General features: G+C 60.0%; 27 protein-coding genes. 25 read left to right on the top strand and 2 right to left on the bottom strand.

Annotated elements, in window-relative coordinates:
- Position 1: 1 nt before the first annotated feature.
- Both secF and BMY98_RS06550 read left to right on the top strand, forming a co-directional pair.
- Positions 2-913, top strand: a complete 912-nt coding sequence (gene secF, locus BMY98_RS06555; protein WP_074886360.1) for a protein translocase subunit SecF — start codon at positions 2-4, stop codon at positions 911-913.
- Positions 914-1,031: 118 nt separating this feature from the next.
- On the top strand, positions 1,032-1,577 hold the full coding sequence (locus BMY98_RS06550) for a glycine zipper 2TM domain-containing protein (protein ID WP_065990034.1): 546 nt from the start codon (positions 1,032-1,034) through the stop codon (positions 1,575-1,577).
- 117 nt (positions 1,578-1,694) lie between these two features.
- On the opposite strand, the gene suhB is transcribed toward BMY98_RS06550, so the two are convergent.
- Positions 1,695-2,510 (bottom strand): type III secretion system regulator SuhB, encoded by an 816-nt coding sequence (gene suhB / locus BMY98_RS06545; RefSeq protein WP_074886357.1) that lies wholly within the window; start codon positions 2,508-2,510, stop codon positions 1,695-1,697.
- Positions 2,511-2,745: 235 nt separating this feature from the next.
- Here suhB and trmJ point away from each other — a divergent pair, with 235 nt between their 5' ends.
- The 23 genes from trmJ to BMY98_RS06430 all read left to right on the top strand — a co-directional run bounded on the left by trmJ (position 2,746) and on the right by BMY98_RS06430 (position 22,543).
- A complete protein-coding gene (gene trmJ / locus BMY98_RS06540) occupies positions 2,746-3,519 on the top strand; it encodes a tRNA (cytosine(32)/uridine(32)-2'-O)-methyltransferase TrmJ (protein WP_074886355.1) in 774 nt (257 codons plus the stop codon).
- Positions 3,519-4,301, top strand: coding sequence for a serine O-acetyltransferase (cysE, locus tag BMY98_RS06535; RefSeq protein WP_074886353.1), 783 nt, complete (start codon positions 3,519-3,521; stop codon positions 4,299-4,301). Before trmJ ends, cysE begins: the two co-directional genes overlap by 1 nt.
- Positions 4,302-4,468: 167 nt before the next feature.
- Entirely contained in the window at positions 4,469-4,960 is a 492-nt protein-coding gene (gene iscR, locus BMY98_RS06530) for a Fe-S cluster assembly transcriptional regulator IscR (protein WP_074886350.1), read from the top strand.
- A gap of 44 nt (positions 4,961-5,004) precedes the next feature.
- On the top strand, positions 5,005-6,219 hold the full coding sequence (locus BMY98_RS06525) for an IscS subfamily cysteine desulfurase (protein WP_074886347.1): 1,215 nt from the start codon (positions 5,005-5,007) through the stop codon (positions 6,217-6,219).
- Between the two features lie 89 nt (positions 6,220-6,308).
- Positions 6,309-6,695: a Fe-S cluster assembly scaffold IscU gene (gene iscU, locus BMY98_RS06520; protein WP_062383507.1), complete on the top strand. Its 387-nt coding sequence runs from the start codon at positions 6,309-6,311 to the stop codon at positions 6,693-6,695.
- Between the two features lie 51 nt (positions 6,696-6,746).
- Positions 6,747-7,070, top strand: a complete 324-nt coding sequence (gene iscA / locus BMY98_RS06515; protein WP_065990022.1) for an iron-sulfur cluster assembly protein IscA — start codon at positions 6,747-6,749, stop codon at positions 7,068-7,070.
- A gap of 8 nt (positions 7,071-7,078) precedes the next feature.
- Positions 7,079-7,597, top strand: a complete 519-nt coding sequence (gene hscB, locus BMY98_RS06510; protein ID WP_074886345.1) for a co-chaperone HscB — start codon at positions 7,079-7,081, stop codon at positions 7,595-7,597.
- 48 nt (positions 7,598-7,645) lie between these two features.
- Complete coding sequence (gene hscA, locus BMY98_RS06505; RefSeq protein WP_074886342.1) at positions 7,646-9,508, top strand: Fe-S protein assembly chaperone HscA; 1,863 nt, start codon at positions 7,646-7,648, stop codon at positions 9,506-9,508.
- A gap of 3 nt (positions 9,509-9,511) precedes the next feature.
- A complete protein-coding gene (gene fdx, locus BMY98_RS06500) occupies positions 9,512-9,853 on the top strand; it encodes an ISC system 2Fe-2S type ferredoxin (protein ID WP_074886339.1) in 342 nt (113 codons plus the stop codon).
- Positions 9,854-9,866: 13 nt separating this feature from the next.
- Complete coding sequence (iscX, locus tag BMY98_RS06495) at positions 9,867-10,067, top strand: Fe-S cluster assembly protein IscX (protein ID WP_074886338.1); 201 nt, start codon at positions 9,867-9,869, stop codon at positions 10,065-10,067.
- Between the two features lie 90 nt (positions 10,068-10,157).
- The gene (ndk, locus tag BMY98_RS06490) at positions 10,158-10,583 is read left to right on the top strand and encodes a nucleoside-diphosphate kinase (protein WP_074886335.1); all 426 of its coding nucleotides are present in this window, start codon (positions 10,158-10,160) and stop codon (positions 10,581-10,583) included.
- A 27-nt stretch (positions 10,584-10,610) separates the two neighbouring features.
- On the top strand, positions 10,611-11,759 hold the full coding sequence (gene rlmN / locus BMY98_RS06485; protein WP_074886333.1) for a dual-specificity RNA methyltransferase RlmN: 1,149 nt from the start codon (positions 10,611-10,613) through the stop codon (positions 11,757-11,759).
- 26 nt (positions 11,760-11,785) lie between these two features.
- Entirely contained in the window at positions 11,786-12,544 is a 759-nt protein-coding gene (pilW, locus tag BMY98_RS06480; RefSeq protein WP_074886331.1) for a type IV pilus biogenesis/stability protein PilW, read from the top strand.
- Positions 12,544-13,581, top strand: a complete 1,038-nt coding sequence (locus tag BMY98_RS06475) for a RodZ domain-containing protein (protein WP_074886328.1) — start codon at positions 12,544-12,546, stop codon at positions 13,579-13,581. Before pilW ends, BMY98_RS06475 begins: the two co-directional genes overlap by 1 nt.
- A gap of 3 nt (positions 13,582-13,584) precedes the next feature.
- Positions 13,585-14,694 carry a flavodoxin-dependent (E)-4-hydroxy-3-methylbut-2-enyl-diphosphate synthase gene (ispG, locus tag BMY98_RS06470; RefSeq protein ID WP_074886326.1) on the top strand — a complete coding sequence of 370 codons (1,110 nt, stop codon included), beginning with the start codon at positions 13,585-13,587 and terminating at the stop codon, positions 14,692-14,694.
- Between the two features lie 21 nt (positions 14,695-14,715).
- The gene (hisS, locus tag BMY98_RS06465; protein ID WP_074886323.1) at positions 14,716-16,005 is read left to right on the top strand and encodes a histidine--tRNA ligase; all 1,290 of its coding nucleotides are present in this window, start codon (positions 14,716-14,718) and stop codon (positions 16,003-16,005) included.
- A 38-nt stretch (positions 16,006-16,043) separates the two neighbouring features.
- The gene (locus tag BMY98_RS06460) at positions 16,044-16,685 is read left to right on the top strand and encodes a tetratricopeptide repeat protein (protein ID WP_074886320.1); all 642 of its coding nucleotides are present in this window, start codon (positions 16,044-16,046) and stop codon (positions 16,683-16,685) included.
- Positions 16,678-17,829: an outer membrane protein assembly factor BamB gene (gene bamB, locus BMY98_RS06455; RefSeq protein WP_074886317.1), complete on the top strand. Its 1,152-nt coding sequence runs from the start codon at positions 16,678-16,680 to the stop codon at positions 17,827-17,829. The genes BMY98_RS06460 and bamB overlap by 8 nt, the downstream gene beginning before the upstream one ends.
- 149 nt (positions 17,830-17,978) lie before the next feature.
- Positions 17,979-19,451 carry a ribosome biogenesis GTPase Der gene (der, locus tag BMY98_RS06450; protein ID WP_065990003.1) on the top strand — a complete coding sequence of 491 codons (1,473 nt, stop codon included), beginning with the start codon at positions 17,979-17,981 and terminating at the stop codon, positions 19,449-19,451.
- Between the two features lie 117 nt (positions 19,452-19,568).
- On the top strand, positions 19,569-20,717 hold the full coding sequence (locus BMY98_RS06445) for a pyridoxal phosphate-dependent aminotransferase (protein WP_074886314.1): 1,149 nt from the start codon (positions 19,569-19,571) through the stop codon (positions 20,715-20,717).
- Positions 20,705-21,496 (top strand): amidohydrolase, encoded by a 792-nt coding sequence (locus BMY98_RS06440; RefSeq protein WP_074886311.1) that lies wholly within the window; start codon positions 20,705-20,707, stop codon positions 21,494-21,496. The genes BMY98_RS06445 and BMY98_RS06440 overlap by 13 nt, the downstream gene beginning before the upstream one ends.
- A gap of 58 nt (positions 21,497-21,554) precedes the next feature.
- Positions 21,555-22,010 (top strand): hypothetical protein, encoded by a 456-nt coding sequence (locus BMY98_RS27260; protein ID WP_074886309.1) that lies wholly within the window; start codon positions 21,555-21,557, stop codon positions 22,008-22,010.
- A gap of 125 nt (positions 22,011-22,135) precedes the next feature.
- A complete protein-coding gene (locus BMY98_RS06430; RefSeq protein WP_074886306.1) occupies positions 22,136-22,543 on the top strand; it encodes a hypothetical protein in 408 nt (135 codons plus the stop codon).
- A gap of 65 nt (positions 22,544-22,608) precedes the next feature.
- Here the strand turns inward: BMY98_RS06430 and leuA are convergent, their stop codons facing one another.
- The gene (leuA, locus tag BMY98_RS06425; RefSeq protein ID WP_074886303.1) at positions 22,609-24,294 is read right to left on the bottom strand and encodes a 2-isopropylmalate synthase; all 1,686 of its coding nucleotides are present in this window, start codon (positions 24,292-24,294) and stop codon (positions 22,609-22,611) included.
- Positions 24,295-24,417: the final 123 nt, after the last annotated feature.

The raw sequence follows: 24,417 nt of genomic DNA, 5'->3' as shown, positions 1-24,417 counted from the left end.
CATGAAACGTACGATCAACTTCATGGGCGTTCGCAACATTGCGTTCGCCATTACCATGCTCCTCACCGCTCTGGCGCTGTTCAGCTGGTTCTCTAAAGGACTGAACTTCGGTCTGGATTTCACCGGCGGTACGCTGATCGAGCTGACCTACGAGCGTCCTGCCGATCTGCACAAGGTGCGCGAAGAGCTCGTTGCGTCGGGTTATACCGAAGCGGTCGTGCAAAGCTTCGGTGCGACTACCGATCTGCTTGTTCGTATGCCGGGTGAAGATCCGCAGCTGGGCACTCAAGTCGCTGAAGCGCTGCGCAAGACCGGCGCCGATAACCCGGTGACCGTCAAGCGCGTCGAGTTCGTCGGTCCGCAAGTGGGTGAAGAACTGCGTGACCAGGGCGGCCTCGGCATGCTGCTGGCGCTGGGCGGCGTCCTCGTCTACCTGGCGTTCCGCTTCCAGTGGAAATTCGCGGTGGGGGCCATCGTCTCGCTGATCCACGACGTGGTGGTGACGATGGGCATCCTGTCGTTCTTCCAGGTGACCTTCGACCTGACTGTACTCGCTGCGGTGCTGGCGATCATTGGTTACTCGCTCAACGACACCATTGTGGTATTTGACCGGGTTCGCGAGAACTTCCGTCTGCTGCGCAAGGCTTCGTTGATCGAGAACATCAACATCTCCACCACGCAGACGTTGCTGCGGACCATGGCTACCTCTATCTCCACATTGTTGGCCATTGTCGCGCTGTGGATCTTTGGCGGCGACAGCCTGCACGGTTTCTCGGTGGCGCTGTTCATTGGTGTTCTGGCAGGTACCTACTCCTCGATCTACATCGCCAACGTGGTGCTGATCTGGCTGAACCTGCGCAGCGAAGACCTGCTGCCACCGGTCACCGTCGACAAAGTGGATGACCGTCCGTAACCGATACTGGTAACCGGCCATCACCTAAAAAGGCGCGAGTATGAACTCGCGCCTTTTTTTGTGCTCCAAGGCTGGGAGTAGCGCGAGCAATCGCGCTGAATATCGTCAGGAGGTTCACGTGAACAAGTCGTTGCTTATCGGTGCAGTATTGGGTGCTGTCGGTGTAACCGCCGGCGGTGCTTTGGCCACCTATAGCCTCGTAAAACAAAGCGGCCCAGAGTACGCAGACGTACTTGCCGTCGAGCCTGTTAAAGAACAAATCAAAACCCCGCGACAAGTCTGCAAAGACGTTGCCGTCACTCACCGAGCGCCGGTGAAGGACGAGCACCAGATCGTGGGGAGTGTCATCGGTGCCGTAGCGGGTGGCCTGCTCGGTAACCAGGTGGGTGGCGGTAATGGCAAGAAGATCGCCACGGTCGCCGGTGCGGTGGGTGGCGGTTATGCCGGTAACAAGGTTCAGGAAGGCATGCAGAACCGCGACACCTACACAACCACGGAGTCGCGCTGCAACACTGTCAACGACATCAGCGACAAAGTCGTCGGCTACAACGTGAAGTACAAGCTGAACGACAAGGTCGGGCAGGTACGTATGGATCGTGATCCGGGCAGCCAGATCCCTGTCAACAAGGAAGGTCAGCTGGAGTTGAGCCAGGCGGGTCAGTGATAGGCGGATCCACTCATAAAAAAAGCACCCTCGGGTGCTTTTTTATCGCCCGAATGATAAGAAGTCGGGCACAAAAAAAACCGGCACATGGCCGGTTTTTTGTACAGCGCGCTGGGCTTAACGCTTCAGCGAAGCTGGCACGAAGGGAGCGATCGAGGTCAGCACTGCTTTGAAGCATTTAGTGTTGCCGGCGACGATGTGGCCCTTTTCAAGGAAGTCGTGACCGCCGTTGAAATCGCTCACCAGACCGCCTGCTTCCTGAATGAGCAGGGCGCCTGCGGCCATGTCCCACTCCGACAGGCCCGACTCCCAGAACGCATCGAACCGGCCCGCAGCCACGTAAGCCAGGTCCAGGCTTGCAGCGCCGGCGCGACGGATGCCGGCAGTCTGGCCAACCAGCGAACGGAACATGTTCATATAGTTGTCGAGGTTATCGAGCTGGTTTTCGCGGAACGGGAAACCTGTGCCGAGCAGGGCGCCTTCAAGGCTCTTGCGCGGGCTGACGCGCAGACGACGGCCGTTCAGGGCAGCGCCACGACCGCGGCTGGCGGTGAATTCTTCCTGGCGGACCGGATCCAGAACAACGGCGTGTTCCAGGCGGCCGCGGTATTTGCACGCGATGCTGACGGCGAAGTGAGGAACGCCACGCACGAAGTTGGTGGTGCCGTCGAGCGGATCGATGATCCAGAGGTAGTCGGTGCCTTCGCCGCTGCCTTCGTGCAGGCCGCTTTCTTCGCCAAGGATGCCGTGGGTTGGATACGCCTTGCGCAGTGCAGTGATGATGCTCTGCTCGGCGGCGCGATCGATTTCAGTCACGTAATCTTTCGCGTCTTTTTCGTCGACCTTGATGGTATCCAGGCGCTCGATGGAGCGGAAAATCAATTCGCTGGCGCTGCGGGCGGCGCGCAGCGCGATATTCAGCATGGGCTGCATGGATGGATCACCTAGGTCGTTAAAGAGAGCCGGCCATTCTATTGGTTCTCTTGGATGATTTCCAGCGCGAGTGCAGACTTTGCCGCGCGTCCGGTCGGCTTGGCGTGGGCAAATCGACGGTGCCCCGTCTCCTTTTAGTGGCGTATCCGGTGCGTCGGGCGCAAGGTTCGTGGCGTTGCAGCAAGCGCTTCTGTAACATTCGTCCCCCTTTTCACCTGCTAGCGAGACTTCACCAGTGCTGCAAAATATTCGTGTCGTCCTGGTCGGTACCAGTCATCCCGGAAATATCGGCGGCGCCGCGCGTGCCATGAAAAACATGGGCCTTTCGCGTCTGGTGCTGGTTGATCCCGCCATGTTTCCTCATCACGAAGCCGATGCACGGGCGTCTGGCGCGGGCGACATTCTGGAAGGCGCGCAGGTCGTGGCGACGCTGGAAGATGCGTTGGCAGGTTGCAACCTGGTGTTGGGCACCAGCGCACGGGATCGCCGTATTCCCTGGCCGCTGCTCGACCCTCGCGAAGCGGGCGTCAAGACCGTCGAACATGCCGCGCTGGGCGAAGAGATCGCACTGGTGTTCGGTCGTGAGTACGCCGGCCTGACCAATGAAGAGCTGCAGCGCTGCCATTACCACGTGCACATTCCTTCGGATCCGGAATTCAGCTCGTTGAATCTGGCTGCCGCCGTGCAGGTGCTGAGTTACGAAACCCGCATGGCCTGGCTCGCGGCGGATGGCCAGGCGAGCAAGGTGGAGAAGTTCGAGGTCAATTCGGTGCGCAGTACCGAGCTGGCGACCATGGATGAGATGGAAAAATTCTATGAGCATCTGCAGTCCACCCTGGTCACCATTGGTTTCCTTGATCCCGAGAAGCCGCGTCATCTGATGGCGCGGCTGCGTCGTCTGTACGGGCGCTCAGCGGTGAATCGATCCGAGATGAGCATCTTGCGCGGCATTCTCACCGAGACCCAGAAAGCGGCCAACGGCGAACCCTATAAGCGGAAGGATCAGTGATGTTCGAGCGTTTGCGGGAAGACATTCAAAGCGTGTTCCATCGTGACCCGGCGGCTCGAAATGCGTTTGAAGTGCTGACCTGCTACCCCGGCATGCACGCGATCTGGTTGCATCGATTGTCCGGCTGGTTGTGGCGCAACGAACTCAAATGGCCCGCGCGCATGGTGTCCAACTTCGGTCGCTGGCTTACGGGGGTCGAGATCCACCCGGGCGCGAAGGTCGGTCGGCGCTTTTTCATCGATCACGGGATGGGCATCGTCATCGGCGAAACTGCCGAGATAGGCGATGACGTGACCCTTTACCAGGGCGTGACCCTGGGAGGCACCAGTTGGAACAAGGGTAAGCGTCATCCGACCCTGGAGTCCGGCGTGGTTGTCGGAGCGGGTGCAAAGGTGCTCGGCCCCTTCACGGTGGGCGCCGGGGCAAAGGTCGGTTCAAATGCGGTGGTCACCAAGTCTGTACCGGCGGGTGCAACCGTGGTGGGCATTCCAGGGCGGATCATCGTCAAGTCTGACGACGAGGCCGAAGCCAAGCGCAAGGCGATTGCCGAGAAGCTCGGCTTCGATGCGTATGGCGTCAGCGAGGACATGCCCGATCCCGTGGCGCGCGCGATCGGGCAGTTGCTCGATCATCTGCAAGCGATGGATATGCGCGTGGAAGACATGGGCAAGGCATTGAAGAGCCTGGGCGGCGAGTATCGCGAGAAAGAGCTGCCGGAGCTGCATCAGGAAGTCTTCGACTGCATGAAGGAGCGTTGCGAGTCTGATGCTCCCCGCCGCTGAAGCAGCGCGCGGCGGCAGACGGCACACGTGCCAATCCCTGGCGCGCTTTGCTATGATGCTGCCGCTCTTTTGCGGGTAATCCCGACTGTTCCGCTAGGTCTTATAGTTGACTTAAATACTCGGGAATAGCATACTCGCCCTCATTCCGAACCTCCGCGGTACACGTCATGCGACTGACTACAAAAGGCCGATACGCTGTCACTGCCATGCTCGACCTGGCATTGCATGCGCAGCATGGGCCAGTGTCTCTGGCCGATATCTCCGAGCGGCAAGGGATTTCCCTTTCCTACCTCGAGCAACTGTTCGCCAAGCTGCGCCGCGGCAATCTGGTTTCCAGTGTGCGTGGACCGGGCGGCGGTTATCAGCTGGCCCGTCACATGCAGGGGATTCAGGTCGCTCAGGTGATTGACGCAGTCAACGAATCGGTTGACGCGACGCGCTGCCAGGGGCTCGGTGATTGCCATGCTGGCGACACCTGTCTGACCCACCACTTGTGGTGTGACCTCAGTCAGCAGATTCACGAATTTCTAAGCGGTATCAGCCTGGCCGACCTCGTCACTCGCCGTGAAGTGCAAGAAGTCGCCCAACGTCAGGATCTGCGCCGATGCGGTAGCAAGACGCAGCCACTGGACAAGATTGAAACATCCGCCGTTGAGTGAACGCAGATGAACGCGCGGCGCGCCTGCCCGATAGGAGATATTCAATGAAATTGCCGATATACCTCGATTACTCCGCGACGACCCCGGTCGACCCGCGTGTTGCGCAGAAAATGAGCGACTGCCTTCTGGTAGATGGCAACTTTGGTAACCCGGCGTCGCGCTCCCACGTTTTCGGCTGGAAGGCTGAAGAAGCGGTAGAGAACGCCCGTCGTCAGGTTGCCGATCTGGTCAACGCCGATCCGCGCGAAATCGTCTGGACTTCCGGTGCTACCGAGTCCAACAACCTCGCGATCAAAGGCGCTGCGCATTTCTATGCCTCCAAAGGCAAGCACCTGATCACCAGCAAGATCGAACACAAAGCCGTTCTCGACACCATGCGTCAGCTTGAGCGTGAAGGCTTTGAAGTCACCTACCTCGAACCGACCGAAGATGGCCTGATCACTCCGGCCATGATCGAATCGGTCATGCGCGACGACACCGTTCTGGTCTCGATCATGCACGTCAACAACGAGATCGGTACGGTCAACGACATCGCTGCCATTGGCGAGATGACCCGTTCCCGCGGTGTGCTCTTCCACGTCGACGCAGCGCAGGCGACGGGCAAGGTTGAAATCGACTTGGCCAGCCTCAAAGTTGATCTGATGTCGTTCTCGGCCCACAAGACCTACGGTCCGAAGGGTATTGGCGCATTGTGGGTCAGCCGCAAGCCACGTGTCCGCATCGAAGCCGAAATGCACGGTGGTGGTCACGAGCGTGGTATGCGTTCCGGTACGCTGGCGACGCACCAGATCGTCGGCATGGGCGAAGCGTTCCGTGTGGCCAAAGAAGACATGGCTGCCGAGAACGTTCGGATTCAAGCCCTGAGCGATCGCTTCTATCAGCAGGTTGCGCATCTGGAAGAGTTGTACGTCAACGGCAGCATGACTGCCCGTGTGCCGCACAACCTCAACCTGAGCTTCAACTATGTAGAAGGCGAGTCGCTGATCATGGCGCTCAAGGACTTGGCGGTTTCGTCCGGCTCCGCGTGCACCTCGGCTTCGCTGGAACCTTCGTACGTACTGCGCGCCCTGGGCCGTAACGACGAGCTTGCACACAGCTCGATCCGTTTCACCTTCGGTCGCTTCACCACGGAAGAAGAGATCGACTACGCCGCGCAGAAAGTCTGCGAGGCAGTTACCAAGCTGCGCGCCTTGTCGCCGCTGTGGGACATGTTCAAAGACGGTGTCGACATCTCCAAAATCGAGTGGGCGGCGCATTAATTCAAAGTCGCCACACCCTGCGGCACTTTGAAAACAGGTTTTCCGAGTGCCGCGAGAGCGACGTGTTGTAACTGATGAGGAATTGCACCATGGCTTACAGCGAAAAGGTCATTGACCACTACGAGAATCCCCGCAACGTCGGCAAGATGAACGCGGAAGATCCTGATGTCGGCACCGGCATGGTCGGCGCGCCGGCATGCGGCGACGTCATGCGTTTGCAGATCAAGGTAAACGAGCAGGGCATCATCGAAGACGCCAAGTTCAAAACCTACGGCTGCGGCTCTGCCATCGCGTCGAGCTCCTTGGCCACCGAGTGGATGAAGGGCAAGACTCTGGATGAAGCAGAGACCATCAAGAACACTCAGCTGGCTGAAGAACTGGCCCTGCCGCCAGTGAAGATCCACTGCTCCGTGCTCGCCGAAGACGCCATCAAGGCGGCCGTTCGCGACTACAAGCAGAAGAAAGGCCTGCTCTAAGCAGGGTCTGTTCCGCTGCGTTAAGTAACTTGCGTGAGGTAAGGAGTTCCGATGGCTATCAGCATGACCGAAGCGGCCGCCAACCATGTACGCCGCTCCCTCGATGGGCGTGGCAAGGGTGACGGCATTCGTCTGGGCGTTCGCACGACCGGTTGTTCCGGCCTTGCCTATGTGCTCGAGTTCGTCGATGAGCCGGAAAGCGAAGACACGGTGTTCGAGTATCACGGCGTCAAGGTGATCATCGACCCCAAGAGCCTGGTTTATCTCGATGGCACCGAGCTCGACTTCGTCAAGGAAGGGTTGAACGAAGGCTTCAAGTTCAACAATCCCAACTCGCGCGGTGAATGTGGCTGCGGCGAAAGCTTCAACGTCTGAGGCTTATCGTGGGTACTCCTTGTCACTTTGCTTTATTCGACCTGCAGCCGGGCTTCAATCTGGATCTCGACCTGCTGGCGACGCGTTACCGTGAGCTTGCCCGGAGCGTGCACCCCGACCGTTTTGCCGACGCCCCCGAGGCCGAGCAACGGGTTGCGCTGGAGCGTTCCGCCAGTCTGAACGACGCCTACCAAACGCTGAAGAACGCGCCGAAACGGGCGCGTTACCTGTTGGCGCTGAAGGGTGAAGTTCCGCTGGAAGTCACTGTGCAGGATCCCGAGTTTCTGATGCAGCAGATGCAATGGCGCGAAGAGCTCGAAGATCTGCAGGACGAAGCGGACCTGGCAGGCGTTGCGGTATTCAAGCGCCGGTTGAAGGTTGCCCAGGAAGAACTGAACGAAAGCTTCGCTGCCTGTTGGGACGATGCTGCACAGCGTGATCAGGCTGAAAGGCTGATGCGCCGCATGCAGTTCCTCGACAAGCTCTCCTACGAAGTGCGCCAGCTCGAAGAGCGCCTCGACGATTAACCCCGCGCCGTCCTTCTGGGGCGGCTCGCCAGTGATATCAGAAAAGCAATGGCTCTACTGCAGATCGCCGAACCCGGCCAAGCTCCAAAACCTCATCAGCGTCGCCTGGCTGTCGGGATTGACCTCGGCACTACCAATTCGCTGGTGGCTGCCCTGCGCAGCGGCATCAGTGAGCCGCTCCCCGACGCCAACGGTCAGGTCATCCTGCCGTCCGCCGTTCGCTATCACGCCGATCGCGTTGAAGTCGGCGAGTCGGCCAAGGGCGCCGCAGCGACTGATCCGCTGAACACCATTATTTCCGTCAAGCGCCTTATGGGGCGCGGGATCTCCGATGTGAAGCATTTGGGTGGGCAGTTGCCTTACCGCTTCACTGGTGGTGAGTCCCACATGCCGTTCATTGAAACCGTGCAGGGCCCGAAGAGTCCGGTCGAAGTATCAGCCGACATTCTCAAGGTGCTGCGCCAGCGCGCTGAAGAAACCCTGGGTGGCGAGTTGGTCGGCGCGGTCATCACCGTTCCTGCCTATTTCGATGATGCCCAGCGTCAGGCCACCAAAGACGCCGCGAAGCTGGCGGGCCTCACCGTCCTTCGCCTGCTCAACGAGCCCACTGCGGCTGCCGTGGCCTACGGCCTGGACCAGAACGCAGAAGGCGTGGTCGCCATCTATGATTTGGGTGGCGGCACCTTCGACATCTCGATCCTGCGCCTCACCGGCGGTGTGTTCGAGGTCATGGCCACCGGCGGCGACAGCGCGCTGGGCGGCGATGATTTCGACCACGCCATCGCGACCTGGATCATTGCTGAAGCCGGCCTGTCTGATGATCTCGATCCGGCTGCCCAGCGCCGCCTGATGCAGACGGCGTGCTCGGCGAAAGAGTCCCTGACTGATGCCGATTCGGTTGAAGTTGTCCATGGCGATTGGCAGGGCGTACTGACCCGCACGGCGTTCGATGCCCTCATCGAGCCAATGATCGCCCGCAGTCTTAAAGCCTGCCGTCGCGCCGTTCGTGATTGCGGCATTGAGCTGGATGAAGTCGAAGCCGTGGTCATGGTGGGCGGTTCCACCCGTGTCCCGCGAGTTCGCGAAGCGGTGGCCGAGCTGTTTGGCCGTCAGCCGTTGACCGAAATCGACCCGGACCAGGTCGTCGCCATCGGCGCTGCGATCCAGGCCGATACGCTGGCAGGCAACAAGCGCGATGGTGGCGAGCTGTTGCTGCTCGACGTGATCCCGTTGTCCCTGGGGCTGGAGACCATGGGCGGCCTGATGGAGAAGGTCATTCCGCGCAACACCACGATCCCCGTGGCTCGTGCCCAGGAATTCACCACTTACAAAGACGGCCAGTCGGCCATGATGATCCACGTGCTGCAAGGCGAGCGTGAGCTGATCAGCGACTGCCGTTCACTGGCGCGCTTCGACTTGCGTGGCATTCCCGCGATGGTCGCCGGTGCTGCGAAAATTCGCGTGACCTTCCAGGTCGACGCCGATGGCCTGCTCAGCGTGTCTGCCCGCGAGCTGGCGTCGGGCGTGGAGTCGAGCATTCAGGTTAAGCCTTCGTATGGGCTGACTGACGGTGAAATCACCCGCATGCTCAAGGATTCATTCCAGTACGCCGGTGATGACATGGTGGCTCGCGCGTTGCGTGAACAGCAGGTCGACGCCCAGCGTCTGCTTGAAGCGGTCGAAGGTGCGTTGCAGGCCGATGGCGAGCGCTTGCTCGATGCCGAAGAGCGCATGGTGATCGACATGCAGATGGAAGAACTTCGTGAATTGATGAAGGGCGATGACGGCCCGGCCATCGAGCTGCAGACCAAGCGTCTGTCGCAGGTGACTGATGCGTTCGCCGCCCGCCGCCTGGACTCGACGGTGAAAGCCGCGCTGTCAGGGCGCAACCTGAATGAGATTGAGGAATAACTGATGCCGCAGGTTACATTTCTGCCACACGCCGAGCATTGCCCGGACGGGATGGTTGTCGAGGCCGAAGTCGGCAAGTCGATTCTGGAACTCGCCCACGATCACCACATCGAGATAGAAAGCGCATGCGGCGGCGTCTGCGCCTGCACAACCTGCCATTGCATCATTCGTGCGGGGTTCGACTCCCTCGAAGAAGCGGACGAGCTGGAAGAGGACTATCTTGATCGTGCGTGGGGTCTGGAAGCGCAGTCCCGTCTGGCGTGCCAGGCTAAGGTCGGCACTGAAGACCTGACCGTCGAGATCCCGAAATATTCGCTTAACCACGCTGCCGAAGCGCCGCACTGATCGAGAAGCTGTCATGAGTTACGGTTGGAATGACGTACAACGCATCGCTGAAGAACTCGCCGAGGCTCACCCCGGCGTTGACCCTTATTCGGTAGGGTTCACCAAGCTGCAACTGATGATCAAGCAGCTCCCGGATTTCGACGACACCTCTGGCCGCGTCGGCGAGAAAGTGCTCGAGGCGGTCCAGACGCTCTGGGCCGACGAAATCGACTGATCAGATTTGCACGTTAGGCAATAACATCAAACCCGCGTATAATTCGCGGGTTTAATTTTTCGCAATAATCACTGCTTCTGGAGTTACACCATGGCTGTTCAACGTACTTTCTCGATCATCAAGCCTGATGCTGTTGCCAAAAACGTCATCGGCGAGATCACCACCCGTTTCGAAAAAGCCGGTCTGCGCGTTGTCGCTTCGAAACTGAAGCAACTGTCCAAAGCCGAAGCAGAAGGTTTCTACGCTGAGCACAGCGCCCGTGGCTTCTTCGGTGATCTGGTTGCATTCATGATCTCCGGCCCGGTTGTCGTACAGGTTCTGGAAGGCGAAAACGCTATCGCTCTGAACCGCGAGCTGATGGGCGCTACCAACCCTAAAGAAGCTGCTGCCGGCACCATCCGTGCTGACTTCGCTGATTCCATCGACGCCAACGCTGTTCACGGCTCCGACTCCGAAGCCGCCGCTGCTCGTGAAATCTCGTACTTCTTCGCTTCTACCGAGGTAACCACTCGCTAAGCTATTGCTGCGAGTGAGGGTGAATCCATGACTGAATCAACTGGCAAAATCAACCTGTTGGGTCTGACCCGGCTGGAAATGGAAAAATTCTTCGAGTCTATCGGGGAGAAACGCTTCCGTGCCGGTCAGGTCATGAAGTGGATTCACCACTTTGGCGTCGATAACTTCGACGCCATGACGAATGTCGGCAAGGCCCTGCGCGAAAAGCTGCAGAGCCGCGCCGAAATTCGGGGTCCTGAAGTCGTCAGCGAGGACATCTCCACCGACGGCACCCGTAAATGGGTCGTCCGCGTAGAGTCCGGCAGCTGCGTCGAGACCGTTTATATTCCGCAGGGCAAGCGCGGCACGCTGTGTGTCTCGTCCCAGGCGGGTTGTGCGCTGGATTGCAGTTTCTGCTCCACCGGCAAACAAGGCTTCAACAGCAACCTCACCGCCGCCGAAGTCATCGGCCAGGTGTGGATTGCCAACAAATCTTTCGGCAGTGTCCCGGCTACCGTCGACCGTGCCATCACCAACGTGGTGATGATGGGCATGGGCGAGCCATTGCTGAACTTCGACAATGTCATTGCCGCCATGCATCTGATGATGGATGACCTGGGGTATGGCATTTCCAAGCGCCGGGTGACGCTGTCCACCTCCGGCGTGGTGCCGATGATCGATGAGCTGTCCAAGCACATCGACGTCTCGCTGGCCCTTTCGCTGCATGCGCCCAATGACGCGCTGCGAAATCAGCTGGTGCCTATCAATAAAAAGTACCCCCTGAAGATGCTCCTTGAGTCCTGCCGCAACTACATGGCTGCGCTGGGCGAAAAACGCGTGCTGACGATCGAGTACACGCTGCTCAAGGACATCAACGACAAGCCCGAGCACGCGATCGAGATGATCGAGCTGCTCAAGGACACCCCCTGCAAGGTCAATCTGATCCCGTTCAATCCGTTTCCGCATTCGGGCTATGAACGCCCCAGCAACAATGCGATCCGTCGTTTCCAGGATCTGCTGCATCAAGCCGGCTTCAACGTCACTGTGCGTACCACGCGTGGTGAGGACATCGATGCTGCCTGCGGCCAGTTGGTCGGGCAGGTAATGGACCGCACCCGTCGCAGCGAACGCTATATCGCTGTTCGGGAGCTGAGTGCCGATGCCGACGTGGTGCAGGTCGCTGCCGCTCGCAATTGAATGCGAATCTGACTGAGAGGATCTCTATGTCCCTGCGCGTTGCGCTGCTGCTCTGTTTTGCCACGCTGCTGGTCGGTTGTGTGTCCACCGGCAACGTCGATCCGCTGAGTACCAGCAAGGGGCGTGAGGAAGCTCGTCAGGCTTACGTGCAATTGGGGTTGGGTTACCTTCAGCAAGGTCAGATGGAGCGTGCGAAGGCACCTCTGAAAAAGGCACTTGAGTTGAACGGCTCCGATGCGGACGCCAATGCCGCGCTGGCCTTGGTGTTTCAGGCCGAAATGGAGCCGGAACTGGCGAACCAGTATTACGAGAAAGCGCTGTCGGCACGTTCCAAAGACGCGCGAATCCTCAACAATTACGGCAGTTTTCTCTACCAGCAGAAGCGCTACAAGGAAGCTTACGAGCGCTTCGAGCAGGCCGCCGAGGATAACCTATACGCCGAGCGCGCCCGAGTGTTCGAGAACCTCGGCATGACGGCTGTGATGCTCGGCAATCGCGACACCGCCCGTGAGCATTTCGACAAAGCCCTGCGCCTGGATCGTCAGCAGCCACGCGCGTTGCTGGAAATGGCTGAGTTGTCGTACGAAGACAGGCATTATGTGCCGGCGCGCGATTACTACGAGCGTTTCAGCCAGTTAAGCGAGCAGAATGCGCGGAGCCTGTTGCTCGGTACGCGGCTGGCGAAGGTGTTTGATGATCGCAACAAGGCAGCCAGTTACGGGCTGCTTCTAAAAAGACTCTATCCCGGTACGCCGGAATATCAGCAATACCTGTCGGAGCAATGATGAAAGCGGCGCATCCCGAAGTTGTAGCAGCCACTCGCACGAACCCAGGCGAAACATTGCGACAGGCCCGCGAAAGCAAGAACTGGTCGCTGCCAGATGTGGCGTTGAGGCTGAACCTCACTGTGACGTCCCTGACTCATCTGGAAGCGGGCGATTTTGACAAGCTTCCCGGCCACACCTTTGCCCGCGGTTATGTCCGTGCCTACGCCAAGCTGCTCGACCTGGATCAGGCTGCATTGGTCAGTGCGTTCGATCAGTACACAGGCACCGACGGCAAGGGCAGCAGCGTTCATGCTCTCGGCCGAATCGAAGAGCCGGTACGCCTGTCTCACAATATTCTGCGCATCGTCAGCCTCTTGCTGCTCATCGCATTGATCGGCGGCGGCTTCGTGTGGTGGCAGGATCAAGCTACGCTGCGCGGCAAGGAACCGACCAATCTGGGCATGGAGCATGTCGAAGTCGAAAGCGCCGACGGCACCACCCAGATCCATCCGCTCGACGAGCCGGAAGATCAAGCTGTCGCTCAAGGCCAGACCGCGTTGCCGTTGAACAACGCCGAGCCTGCGTCCGCGCCTGATGCACCTGCTTCCTCCAGCACCGCACCCGCCAGCACCGGCACCGCCGTTGCAGGCGCTGTAGTTCCTCACAGCACATCAACCACCGCCCCGGTAACACCTGCGCATGCAGCGTCGACGCCGACCGCGCCTGTCACCACTGTGGCGCCAACGCCTGCGACCACCGCGCCAGTCAACACCGCGCCGAGCGCAACGGCCGACGCCGCGCCTGTACCGGCAGGTGCCGGTCGCGTGCAGGTTCAGTTCGTAAACGATTGCTGGACCCAGGTCACCGATGGCAACGGTAAAGTGCTGATGAGCGGCCTCAAGAAAAAAGGCGACAGCCTCGACGTCAACGGCAAGCCGCCGCTGACCCTGCGCCTGGGCTTTGCTCGCGGCGCGCAGGTGAGCTACAACGGCCAGCCCGTTGATGTGGCACCTTTCACCAGTGGCGAAACTGCTCGCCTGAAGCTAGGGCAATAAGTCATGCACGGCGAATCTCCGATCAAACGTCGCGAATCTCGTAAAATCTGGGTCGGCTCGGTGCCGGTCGGGGGCGATGCCCCGATCGCAGTGCAGAGCATGACCAATAGCGACACCAATGACGTCGCGGCCACCGTGGCGCAGATCAATCGTCTGGAAGCCGCTGGCGTGGACATCGTCCGCGTATCGGTGCCGGACATGGACGCTGCCGAGGCCTTTGGCCGTATCAAACAGTTGGTCAAGGTCCCGTTGGTCGCTGACATTCACTTCGACTATAAAATCGCCCTGCGCGTGGCCGAGTTGGGCGTCGATTGCCTGCGGATCAACCCGGGCAACATCGGCCGTGAAGACCGCGTCCGCGCGGTGGTCGAGGCGGCCCGTGATCGCGGTATTCCGATCCGCATCGGCGTCAATGCCGGTTCGCTGGAAAAAGACCTGCAGAAGAAGTACGGCGAGCCAACGCCCGCTGCCCTGGTCGAGTCCGCGCTGCGGCACGTCGAGCATCTGGACCGTCTGGATTTCCAGGACTTCAAGGTCAGCGTCAAGGCCTCCGATGTGTTCATGGCGGTCGAGGCTTATCGCCTCCTTGCCAAACAAATCATCCAGCCGTTGCACCTTGGCATCACTGAAGCGGGCGGTTTGCGCTCAGGCACAGTGAAATCAGCCGTCGGCCTAGGTATGCTGCTCGCCGAAGGGATCGGCGATACCATTCGGATTTCCCTGGCTGCCGATCCGGTTGAAGAAGTGAAGGTCGGTTACGACATCCTCAAGTCGCTGCGCCTGCGTTCCCGTGGTATCAACTTCATCGCCTGCCCGAGTTGCTCGCGGCAGAATTTCGATGTGGTTAAAACCATGAACGACCTGGAAGGGCGCCTTGAAGATTTGCTGGTCCCGCTGGACGTTGCGGTAATCGGTTGCGTGGTAAACGGTCCCGGCGAGGCGAAAGAAGCCCACGTCGGTCTGACCGGTGGCACGCCGAACCTGATCTACATCGATGGCAAGCCGGCGCAAAAGCTGACAAATGACAATCTGGTGGATCAGCTTGAACGCTTGATCCGTCAGAGAGCGGCCGAAAAGGTCGAGGCCGACGCAGCGCTGATCGCGCGCGGCTAACCCAGTCTCCAAGGAATATTTGTGAGTAAGTCTCTGCAAGCCATTCGTGGCATGAACGACATCCTGCCGGACCAGACGCCGCTGTGGCGCTACTTCGAAGGCACGGTCTCGCGTTTGCTGGATAACTACGGTTATCGCCAGATCCGCATGCCGATCGTCGAGTTCACCGACCTGTTCAAACGCTCCATCGGCGAAGTCACCGACATCGTCGAGAAAGAGATGTACACCTTCGCCGACCGCAATGGCGATTCGCTGACCCTGCGCCCTGAAGGCACAGCGGCCTGCGTTCGTGCGGTCCTCGAACACGGCATCACCGGCGGCGGTCAGGTGCAGAAGCTTTGGTACATCGGCCCGATGTTTCGCCACGAGCGTCCGCAAAAAGGCCGTTATCGTCAGTTCCACCAGATCGGCGTCGAGGTGTTCAACCTCGATGGTCCGGACATCGATGCCGAGCTGATCGTACTGACCTGGCGTCTCTGGGGCCTGCTGGGCATCCGCAATGCCGTCAAACTGGAACTCAACAGCCTGGGCACCAGTGAGGCGCGCGGTCGTTATCGTGAAGCGCTGGTTGAGTATCTCTCGGCGCGTCACGAGCAACTGGACGAAGACAGCCAGCGCCGCCTGAAGACCAACCCGCTGCGTGTGCTCGATACCAAACACCCTGAAACCCAGGCTGTGCTGGTCGATGCACCCAAGCTGGCAGATTACCTGGACGACGAATCCCGGGTTCACTTCGAAGGCCTGAAGGCGCGTCTCGACGCGGCGGGTATTCCTTACGTGATCAATCCGAAGCTGGTTCGCGGCCTGGATTACTACAGCAAAACCGTATTCGAGTGGGTCACTGACCAGCTCGGCGCTCAGGGCACTGTCTGCGCGGGCGGCCGTTACGACGGTCTGGTCGAGCAGATGGGCGGCAAGCCGACATCGGGCGTGGGCTTTGCCATGGGCATCGAACGTCTGGTGCTACTGCTGGAAACCCTCGAGCAGATTCCCGAAGAAATCGCCCGTACTGTCGACGTTTACGTCTGCGCGTTCGGCGAGGCCGCCGAGCTGGCAGCGCTGACCTTGTCCGAGCGCTTGCGCGACCAGGCGCCGAACCTGCGTCTGCAAGTCAACGCCGGGGCTGGCAGCTTCAAGAGCCAGTTCAAGAAGGCCGACAAGAGCGGCGCGCTGTACGCGCTGATCCTTGGCGACGAAGAGCTGGCGCGCAAGGAAGTGGGCGTCAAGCCGTTGCGTGGTCAGGGCGAGCAACAAAATATTGCCTGGGATGCTCTGTCCGAGCACCTGGCCACCTGCATCTCGCAGGGTTGAAGCTGATAAAAGCCGATTTAGCGAATAGGAGTATTGGGGTGTCGAGTACCGATGATGATGAGCTGGTTGCCGTAAAGGACTGGTGGCAGCGTAACGGCAAGCCTTTGGTCACCGGCGGCCTGCTGGCAGTGATTGTGGTGTTGGGCTGGCAAGGCTGGCAGCGCTATCAGAACAACCAGGCGCAAGGTGGTTCGGCGCTGTATCAGCAATTGCTGGAAACCGCACTGACGCCCAGCGGCCAGGCCGATGCAGGCCGTGTGGCCGAGATCGCCGGCAAGCTGAAGAGCGAATTCGGTGGCACCGCGTACGCCCAGTACGGCAGCCTGTTCGTGGCCAAGGTGGCTGTGGACACGGGCAAGCTGGATGATGCCGCGAACGAACTGAAATCCGTGACCGACAAGCCAGCCAACGCGACCCTGGGTGAAATTGCCCGTCAGCGTCTGGCTCGCGTACTCGCTGCACAGAACAAGGCCGAAGACGCGCTGAAGCTGCTTGACGGTCAAGCCGACCCGTCTTTCGCGGCCAGCCGTGAAGAGCTGCGTGGTGACCTGCTGGTTCAGCTGGGTCGCACCGATGATGCCTACGCTGCATACAAAAAAGCCAAGGCGTCGCTTTCAGAAGAAGCGGCTGTTGGCGGTTTGCAAATGAAGCTCGACGATCTGGCGAAAGGGGATGCGTGACGTGATTCGTTGGAAACATGCAGCATTGCTGGCTCTGGCCATTCTGGCCGCGGGTTGCAGCAGCAACAGCAAAAAAGAGCTGCCTCCGGCAGAACTCGTCGACTTCAAACAGGAAGTAACGCTGCAGAAGTTGTGGAGCCGTTCCGTCGGTGACGGTCAGGGCGACATCTACAACATGCTGGTTCCGGCCATCGACGGCGAGAACATTTACGCAGCTGATGCGAATGGTCTGGTCATGGCGATCAACCGCAGCAACGGCGACGTGGTCTGGAAAAAAGAGCTTGAGCAACCGGTTTCCGGCGCCGTCGGCGTAGGTTTCGGTCTGGTCATGCTCGGCACGTTGCGCGGCGAAGTCATCGTCCTCGACGAAGCCACCGGCGAGCAAAAGTGGAAAGCCAAGGCGACCAGCGAAGTGCTGTCCGCTCCGGCCACCAACGGCAGTGTCGTGGTTGCCCAGACGCAGGATGACCGGGTCATCGGTTATGACGCCGTCACAGGTGATCAGCGCTGGATCTACGAGAGCAGTCCCGCGGTTCTGACGCTGCGTGGCACCGGTGCACCGATTGCCACCAACTCGCTGGCCATCGCAGGTCTGTCGACCGGCAAGGTCGTGGCGCTGGACATCAATAACGGCGTCCCGGCCTGGGAGCAGCGCGTTGCCGTTCCAACAGGTCGCTCCGAGCTGGATCGCGTGGTCGACATCGACGGCGGCTTGCTGCTCTCCGGCAACACGCTGTACGTCGCGACCTATCAGGGCCGCGTAGCCGGTCTGGAACTGCAGAGCGGTCGCGTGCTGTGGCAGCGTGATGCATCGAGCTATTCGGGTGTGGCGCAGGGCTTCGGCAGCGTTTACGTCTCGCTGGCCAACGGCACCGTGGAAGGCATTGATGAGCGCTCTTCCACCGGTCTGTGGAGCAACGACTCGCTGGCCCGTCGTCAACTCGGCGCGCCGGAGGTGTTCTCCAGCTACGTCGCGGTCGGTGACATGGAAGGCTATCTGCACCTGCTGAGCCAGGTCGATGGCCATTTTGTCGCCCGTGAAAAGATTGACAGCGATGGCTTGCGTGCTCGCCCGCTGGTCTCCGGCAGCACCATTTATGTCTTCGGCAACAGCGGCAAGCTGGAAGCGCTGACGATCAAGTAGTGGCTGTCTATGCTTGAGGAGGTCGTTTTTCGGCTTCCCCAGGCGGCCCCGCTTTCATGGGGCCTGCGACGCTTTGGCGTTGCTCCGAACTCCGGCCGCTGCCTTGCAGCGGCTTTTGTATTTTCTGAAATAACGAAGTGGAGAGCCGCATGGTTCCCGTAATCGCCCTGGTGGGTCGACCGAACGTCGGCAAGTCCACCTTGTTCAACCGCCTGACCAGGACTCGCGACGCCATCGTCGGCGACTTGTCCGGTCTGACCCGTGATCGCCAATACGGTGAGGCCAAGTGGCAAGGGCGCTCCTACATCCTGATCGACACCGGCGGTATCTCCGGTGACGAGCACGGCATGGACGAAAAAATGGCCGAGCAGTCGCTGCTGGCCATCGAAGAAGCCGATGTCGTGTTGTTCCTCGTTGACGCCAAAGCAGGCTTCACTGCCGCCGACCAGATGATTGGCGAGCACTTGCGCAAGCGCAACAAGACGTCTTACGTGGTCGCCAACAAGGTCGACAACATCGACCCTGACATGGCCCGCGCCGAGTTTGCACCGCTGGGCATGGGTGACGCGATTCCGGTTGCCGGCGCTCACGGTCGAGGCATCACGCAGATGCTCGAAATCGCCTTGCGTGATTTCCCGAAAGACGCTGACGAAGTCGAAGAAGGCGAAGAAGAGGAAGTCGTCGCCGAAGGTCAGGAAGCCAAGCGCATTCCGGGTCCGAGCGAGAAGGACGGCATCAAGATCGCAATCATCGGTCGCCCTAACGTCGGCAAGTCGACGCTGGTCAACCGCATGCTCGGTGAAGACCGCGTTATCGTCTACGACGAGCCCGGCACCACCCGTGACAGCATTTACATCCCGTTCGAACGCAACGAGGAAAAGTACACGCTGATCGACACCGCCGGTGTGCGCAAGCGCGGCAAGATCCACGAAGAAGTCGAAAAGTTCTCCGTGGTCAAAACCCTGCAGGCGATCAAAGACGCCAACGTGGTGATCTTCGTGATGGACGCCCGCGAAGGCGTCGTCGACCACGACCTCAACCTGCTGGGCTTTGCCCTTGAATCCGGTCGGGCACTGGTCATCGCGCTGAACAAGTGGGATGGCATGGTGCCAAGCGAGCGCGACTACGTGAAGGTCGAGCTGGAGCGTCGGTTGTTCTTCGTCGACTTCGCCGATATCCACTTCATCTCGGCGCTGCACGGCACCGGCGTGGGCAACCTGTATCAGTCGGTGCAGAACTCGTTCAAGTCCGCAGTGACCCGTTGGCCGACCAGCCGCCTGACCCAGATTCTGGAAGACGCGGTCAGCGAGCACGCACCGCCCATGGTGGGCAGCCGCCGCATCAAGCTGCGTTACGCTCACTTGGGCGGCGCGAACCCGCCGTTGATCGTTATCCACGGTAACCAGGTGGAGAAAGTACCGAAGTCGTACGTCCGCTATCTCGAGAACACCTATCGCCGTGTGCTCAAGCTGGTCGGTACGCCGATCCGCATCGAGTTCAAGGGCGGCGAGAACCCGTACGAAGGCAACAAGAACACGCTGACCGACCGCCAGGTCAACAAGAAGCGTCGCATGATGTCGCACCACAAGAAGGCCGACAAGAAGCGCCGCGACAAGCGCTGATCGTGTAAAGGTCTTTCTCGGAAAAGGCGCCAGTGGCGCCTTTTTTTGTGCGCGACATCTGGGCTATTCTGCGAATCCCCGTGCCGTCCAGGAGCCGGGAGTGGAGCAGGAAAACCCATGATCACCAGCAAATTGCCGAACGTTGGCACCACCATTTTTACTGTGATGTCCCAACTGGCTGCCGAAACCGGGGCGATCAATCTGTCTCAGGGTTTTCCCGATTTCGATGGGCCCGACGCACTGCGTGAAGCTCTTTGCCGCCGCGTCATGGACGGCAACAATCAATACGCGCCGATGGCCGGCCTGCTGGCATTGCGCGAGCAAGTCGCCGCCAAGATCGCTCGCTGCTACGGCCGTCAGATCGGCGTCGACAGCGAAATCACCATCACCCCAGGCGCGACCCACGCCATCTTCTGCGCCATTCAGACTGTTGTGAGCGCCGGCGATGAGGTGATCGTCTTCGACCCGTGCTACGACAGCTACGCGCCTTCGGTGGAACTGGCTGGCGGGCGTTGCATCCATGTGCAGCTCAAAGACGGCGATTTCGCCATCGACTGGGAAAATCTCACTGCCGCGTTGAGCCCTCGCACCCGCATGATCGTCATCAACACGCCCCATAACCCCAGCGGGGCACTGATCACGCGCGACGAGCTGGACCGCTTGGCGGCGTTGATTCGTGACCGGGACATTTATGTGCTCAGCGACGAGGTCTATGAGCATCTGGTATTCGACGGGCTGCAACACGCCAGCGTGCTGGCCCATGACGAACTCTATCAGCGCGCCTTTGTGGTCAGTTCGTTTGGCAAGACCTACCACGTCACCGGCTGGAAAACCGGCTACCTCGTTGCGCCGCCGGCGCTGACCGCCGAAGCACGGAAGATCCACCAGTTCGTCGCGTTCTGCGGCGTTACACCGCTGCAATGGGCCCTGGCAGATTTCATGGCGGCGCACCCTGAACACGTCGACGAACTGCCGGCTTTCTATCAGGCCAAACGCGACTATTTTTGCGATCGCCTGGAAGCTTCGCGTTTCACCTTCACCCGGGCCAGTGGCACCTACTTTCAGCTCGTCGATTATTCGCAGATCCGCCCGGACCTCAACGACGTCGACATGTCCCTGTGGATGACCCGCGAGCACGGTGTGGCGAGCATTCCTATTTCGGTGTTCTACCAGAGTCCGCCCGAAGGCCAGCGCCTGATCCGGCTGTGCTTTCCCAAGCGTGAGGAGACGCTGCGTCAGGCAGCGGAGAAACTATGCGCGATCTGACCACGCTGCCCAATCTGAACATCGCGCTGGTCCAGACCACGCTGGTCTGGCACGACGCCCCGGCGAACCACGCCCACTTCGAAGAGCTGCTTGCCCAGGCCAAGGGCGCGGATCTGGTGATCCTGCCGGAGATGTTCACCACTGGCTTTACCATGGAGTCCGAAACCCTGGCCGAGCCCGAAGACGGCCCGACTGCCCAGTGGATACTGGCCCAGGCCAGGCAGCTGGATGCGGTAGTGACTGGGAGCGTGATCATTCGCGCCGCTGACGGCAGCCATCGCAATCGCTTGCTGTGGGCGCGGCCGGACGGCGAGCTGCTGCATTACGACAAGCGCCATCTGTTCAGAATGGCCGGCGAGCATGAGCATTTCAGCCCGGGCGAGCGCCAGGTGCAGTTCGAACTCAAAGGCTGGCGAATTCGTCCGCTGATCTGCTACGACCTGCGTTTTCCGGTGTGGAGCCGTGACGCCCAGAATACCGATCTGCTGCTGTACACCGCCAACTGGCCGGGCGCTCGCCGTCTGCACTGGAACCGCTTGCTGCCGGCGCGCGCCATCGAGAACCTGTGTTACGTCGCCGCGGTGAATCGTGTGGGCATCGATGGCAAGGGTTTCGCGTACACGGGCGACAGCCAGGTGCTGGACTTCCAGGGCGAGAGCCTGCTGAACATCGGCGAGGCCGACGGCGTGTTTCAGGTCAGCTTGTCAGCGCTGAGCCTGGCGGCGTATCGCGAGAAATTCCCGGCCTGTCTCGACGCCGATACATTCGAGATACAGTAACGTCATAGAGTTGAGGGGCGGGTGGTCGATAGCGGTTGTACCCAGACAGGAGATCGGTATGACCACCATCAGCACATCCTCATTGAGTTCCTACTCCACCAGCTTCACCGTCGCGGTCAAGAAAGACGCCACAACAGCAGCGGCCGACAGCGACACCTCCACCACAGATGCCACGTCGGCATCTGCGTCGACCACAGCCACTGCGGCAGGTGGCGCTGGCGGTGCTGGCGGTGCTGGCGGTGCTGGCGGAGCGGGTGGGGCCTCTGATTCTTCCAGCACCAGCGAGCAGGCCATCGAGAAGCTGGAGGAGCAGATCAAGGAAACCCAGAAGCGCTTGCAGGAGCAGCAACAGCAGCTCGCTGCCGCCCAGGCAAGTTCCGGCTCGGACGAGGAAAAGTCCGCACGCGTGATGGCCATTCAGGGACAGATCTCGTCGTCCACCGCCAGCCTGGCTACGGAGCAGGCGGCCCTCCTGCAACTGCAGAAGTCCGGCAGCATCAACACCACCGCCTGATTCACTGATTCAGACCCAAACCGCTCCATGACGTCGGTCGTGGGGCGTTCTTGCGTCTGCAATAAATTCGACTTCAGATGTTTGTACGCTGGCCGATACAAAGTGCACCTCATAAGGAGTTCATCATGACCACCATCAACACCAGTTCGTTGGGTGCTTACTCCAGCGTGTTTACGGCTGCTGTCAAAACCGACGACTCCACCAAGAGCGATGCCAAGACCGCCAGCGTCGAGCTGCGCGGTAACGTCTATGGCGACACCAAGGCGGCCGGAGCCACTGAGTCGGGCGACGCGCCGAGCATGAAGGAGGAGATGATCAAGCAGTTGCAGGAGCAGATTGAGCGAACGCAGAAAATGCTCCAGCAGCAGCAGGCTCAGTTGGCTGCTGTCCAGGGCAGCAAGACGCCGGATGAGCTGAAGGCCACGCAGGTCATGGCAATCCAGCAGCAGATTTCCGGCACCATGGCTCAGTTGGGGGCGCTGCAGGCTTCCCTGTTGAACCTGATGAAAGTCAAGGTCGACACCACGGCCTGATCATCCGGCGCTAAAACAAAAGGCCCTGAAGCTTTCACTTCAGGGCCTTTTTGCATCGCCGTGAATCAAGCCGCTTTTGTCGCCTCTTCAGCTTGCAACACGCCACGGTTGAGCGCGCTGAACAGGGCCTTGAAGCTGGCCGTGGTGATGTTCTCGTCGATACCGACGCCGTGTACCGCGCGGTCGCCATTCACGCGCAGTTCGATGTAGGCAGCGGCTTTGGCCGTGGTGCCTGCGCCAATGGCGTGCTCGTTGTAGTCCATGATCTCGACCGGTACTGGCAGACCGGCGACCAATGCTTCCAGCGCGCCATTGCCTGTGCCTTTCCAGCGCAGGTTGCTCTCGCTGTCACCCTTGCCGGTCACTTCCACTTCCACGGCGCTGTTGCCGTTTTCTTCTTGCAGACGATGGCTGACCAACGCATACGGCTTATTGGCCTGCAAGTATTCACGCTTGAACAGCGAGTAAATCTGTTGAGCGCTCATCTCCAGGCCCAGACGATCGGTCTCGCCCTGAACCACCTGGCTGAACTCGATCTGCATGCGACGCGGCAGGGAAATCCCGTATTCCTGTTCGAGCAGGTAGGTGATACCACCCTTGCCGGACTGGCTGTTGACGCGGATCACCGCTTCGTAGCTGCGGCCAATGTCAGCCGGGTCGATTGGCAAGTAAGGCACTTCCCACGGCGTGCCGTCTTTCTGTTGGGTGAAGCCCTTGCGGATCGCGTCCTGGTGAGAGCCGGAGAACGCGGTGTGCACCAGATCGCCAACGTACGGATGACGTGGGTGCACCGGGATCTGGTTGCATTCCTCGACCACCTTGCGCACGCCGTCGATGTCGGAGAAGTCCAGCTGCGGATTCAGGCCTTGGGTGTACATGTTCAGCGCGACGGTCACGAGGTCGACGTTGCCGGTGCGCTCACCGTTGCCGAACAGGCAGCCTTCAACGCGATCCGCGCCGGCCATCAGGCCCAGCTCGGTTGCCGCGACACCGGTGCCACGGTCGTTGTGGGTGTGCAGGCTGATGATCACGCTGTCACGACGGGAAATGTTGCGGCAGAACCATTCGATCTGGTCGGCGTAAATGTTCGGGGTGGCGACTTCGACAGTTGCCGGCAAATTCAGGATCACCTTGTTCTGCGGCGTTGCGTTCCACACTTCGATGACGGCGTCGCAGACTTCCTTGGCGAACTCCAGCTCGGTGGCGCTGAACGTTTCAGGCGAGTACTCGAACTGCCATTGGGTTTCTGGCTGCTGGGCGGCGTATTTGACGAACAACTGAGCGGCATTCACTGCGATGGCCTTGACGCCGGCTTTGTCCTGGTTGAAGACGATGCGGCGGAAGGACGGGCAGGTGGCGTTGTACAGGTGGACGATGGCTTTTTTCGCGCCGCGCAGGGATTCGAATGTCCGTGCGATGAGGTCTTCGCGGGCCTGAGTCAGCACCTGAATGGTGGTGTCGTCCGGGATGTGGCCGTCTTCGATGAGCGTGCGCACGAAGTCGAAATCCGTTTGCGACGCAGAAGGGAAGGAGGCTTCGATTTCCTTCACACCGACTTGCACGAGGGTCTTCCAGAAACGCAGCTTTTTGACCGCATCCATGGGCTCGATCAGCGACTGGTTACCGTCTCGCAAGTCGGAGCTGCACCAGATCGGCGCCGCAGTGATGGTCTTGGAAGGCCATGTGCGGTCAGGCAGGTCGATGACAGGAAAGGCGCGGTACTTCGTCGAGGGATCTTTGAGCATGGTCATGTGAATAATCCTTGTTGTACTCAGGGCCGAAAGAAGGCGGCCAGCCGGTTGATGCGAGAGTAGCACTGCGGGGTGAGCGTCGAGGCACCGCGTTCAGCTTTGCAGTCGTGCACTGACGAGGCA

The sequence above is a fragment of the Pseudomonas graminis genome, from assembly GCF_900111735.1.
Lineage (GTDB): Bacteria > Pseudomonadota > Gammaproteobacteria > Pseudomonadales > Pseudomonadaceae > Aquipseudomonas > Aquipseudomonas graminis.
The sequence above is the reverse complement of the archived record's forward strand: the minus strand, read 5'-3'. Positions and strand labels throughout refer to the sequence as shown.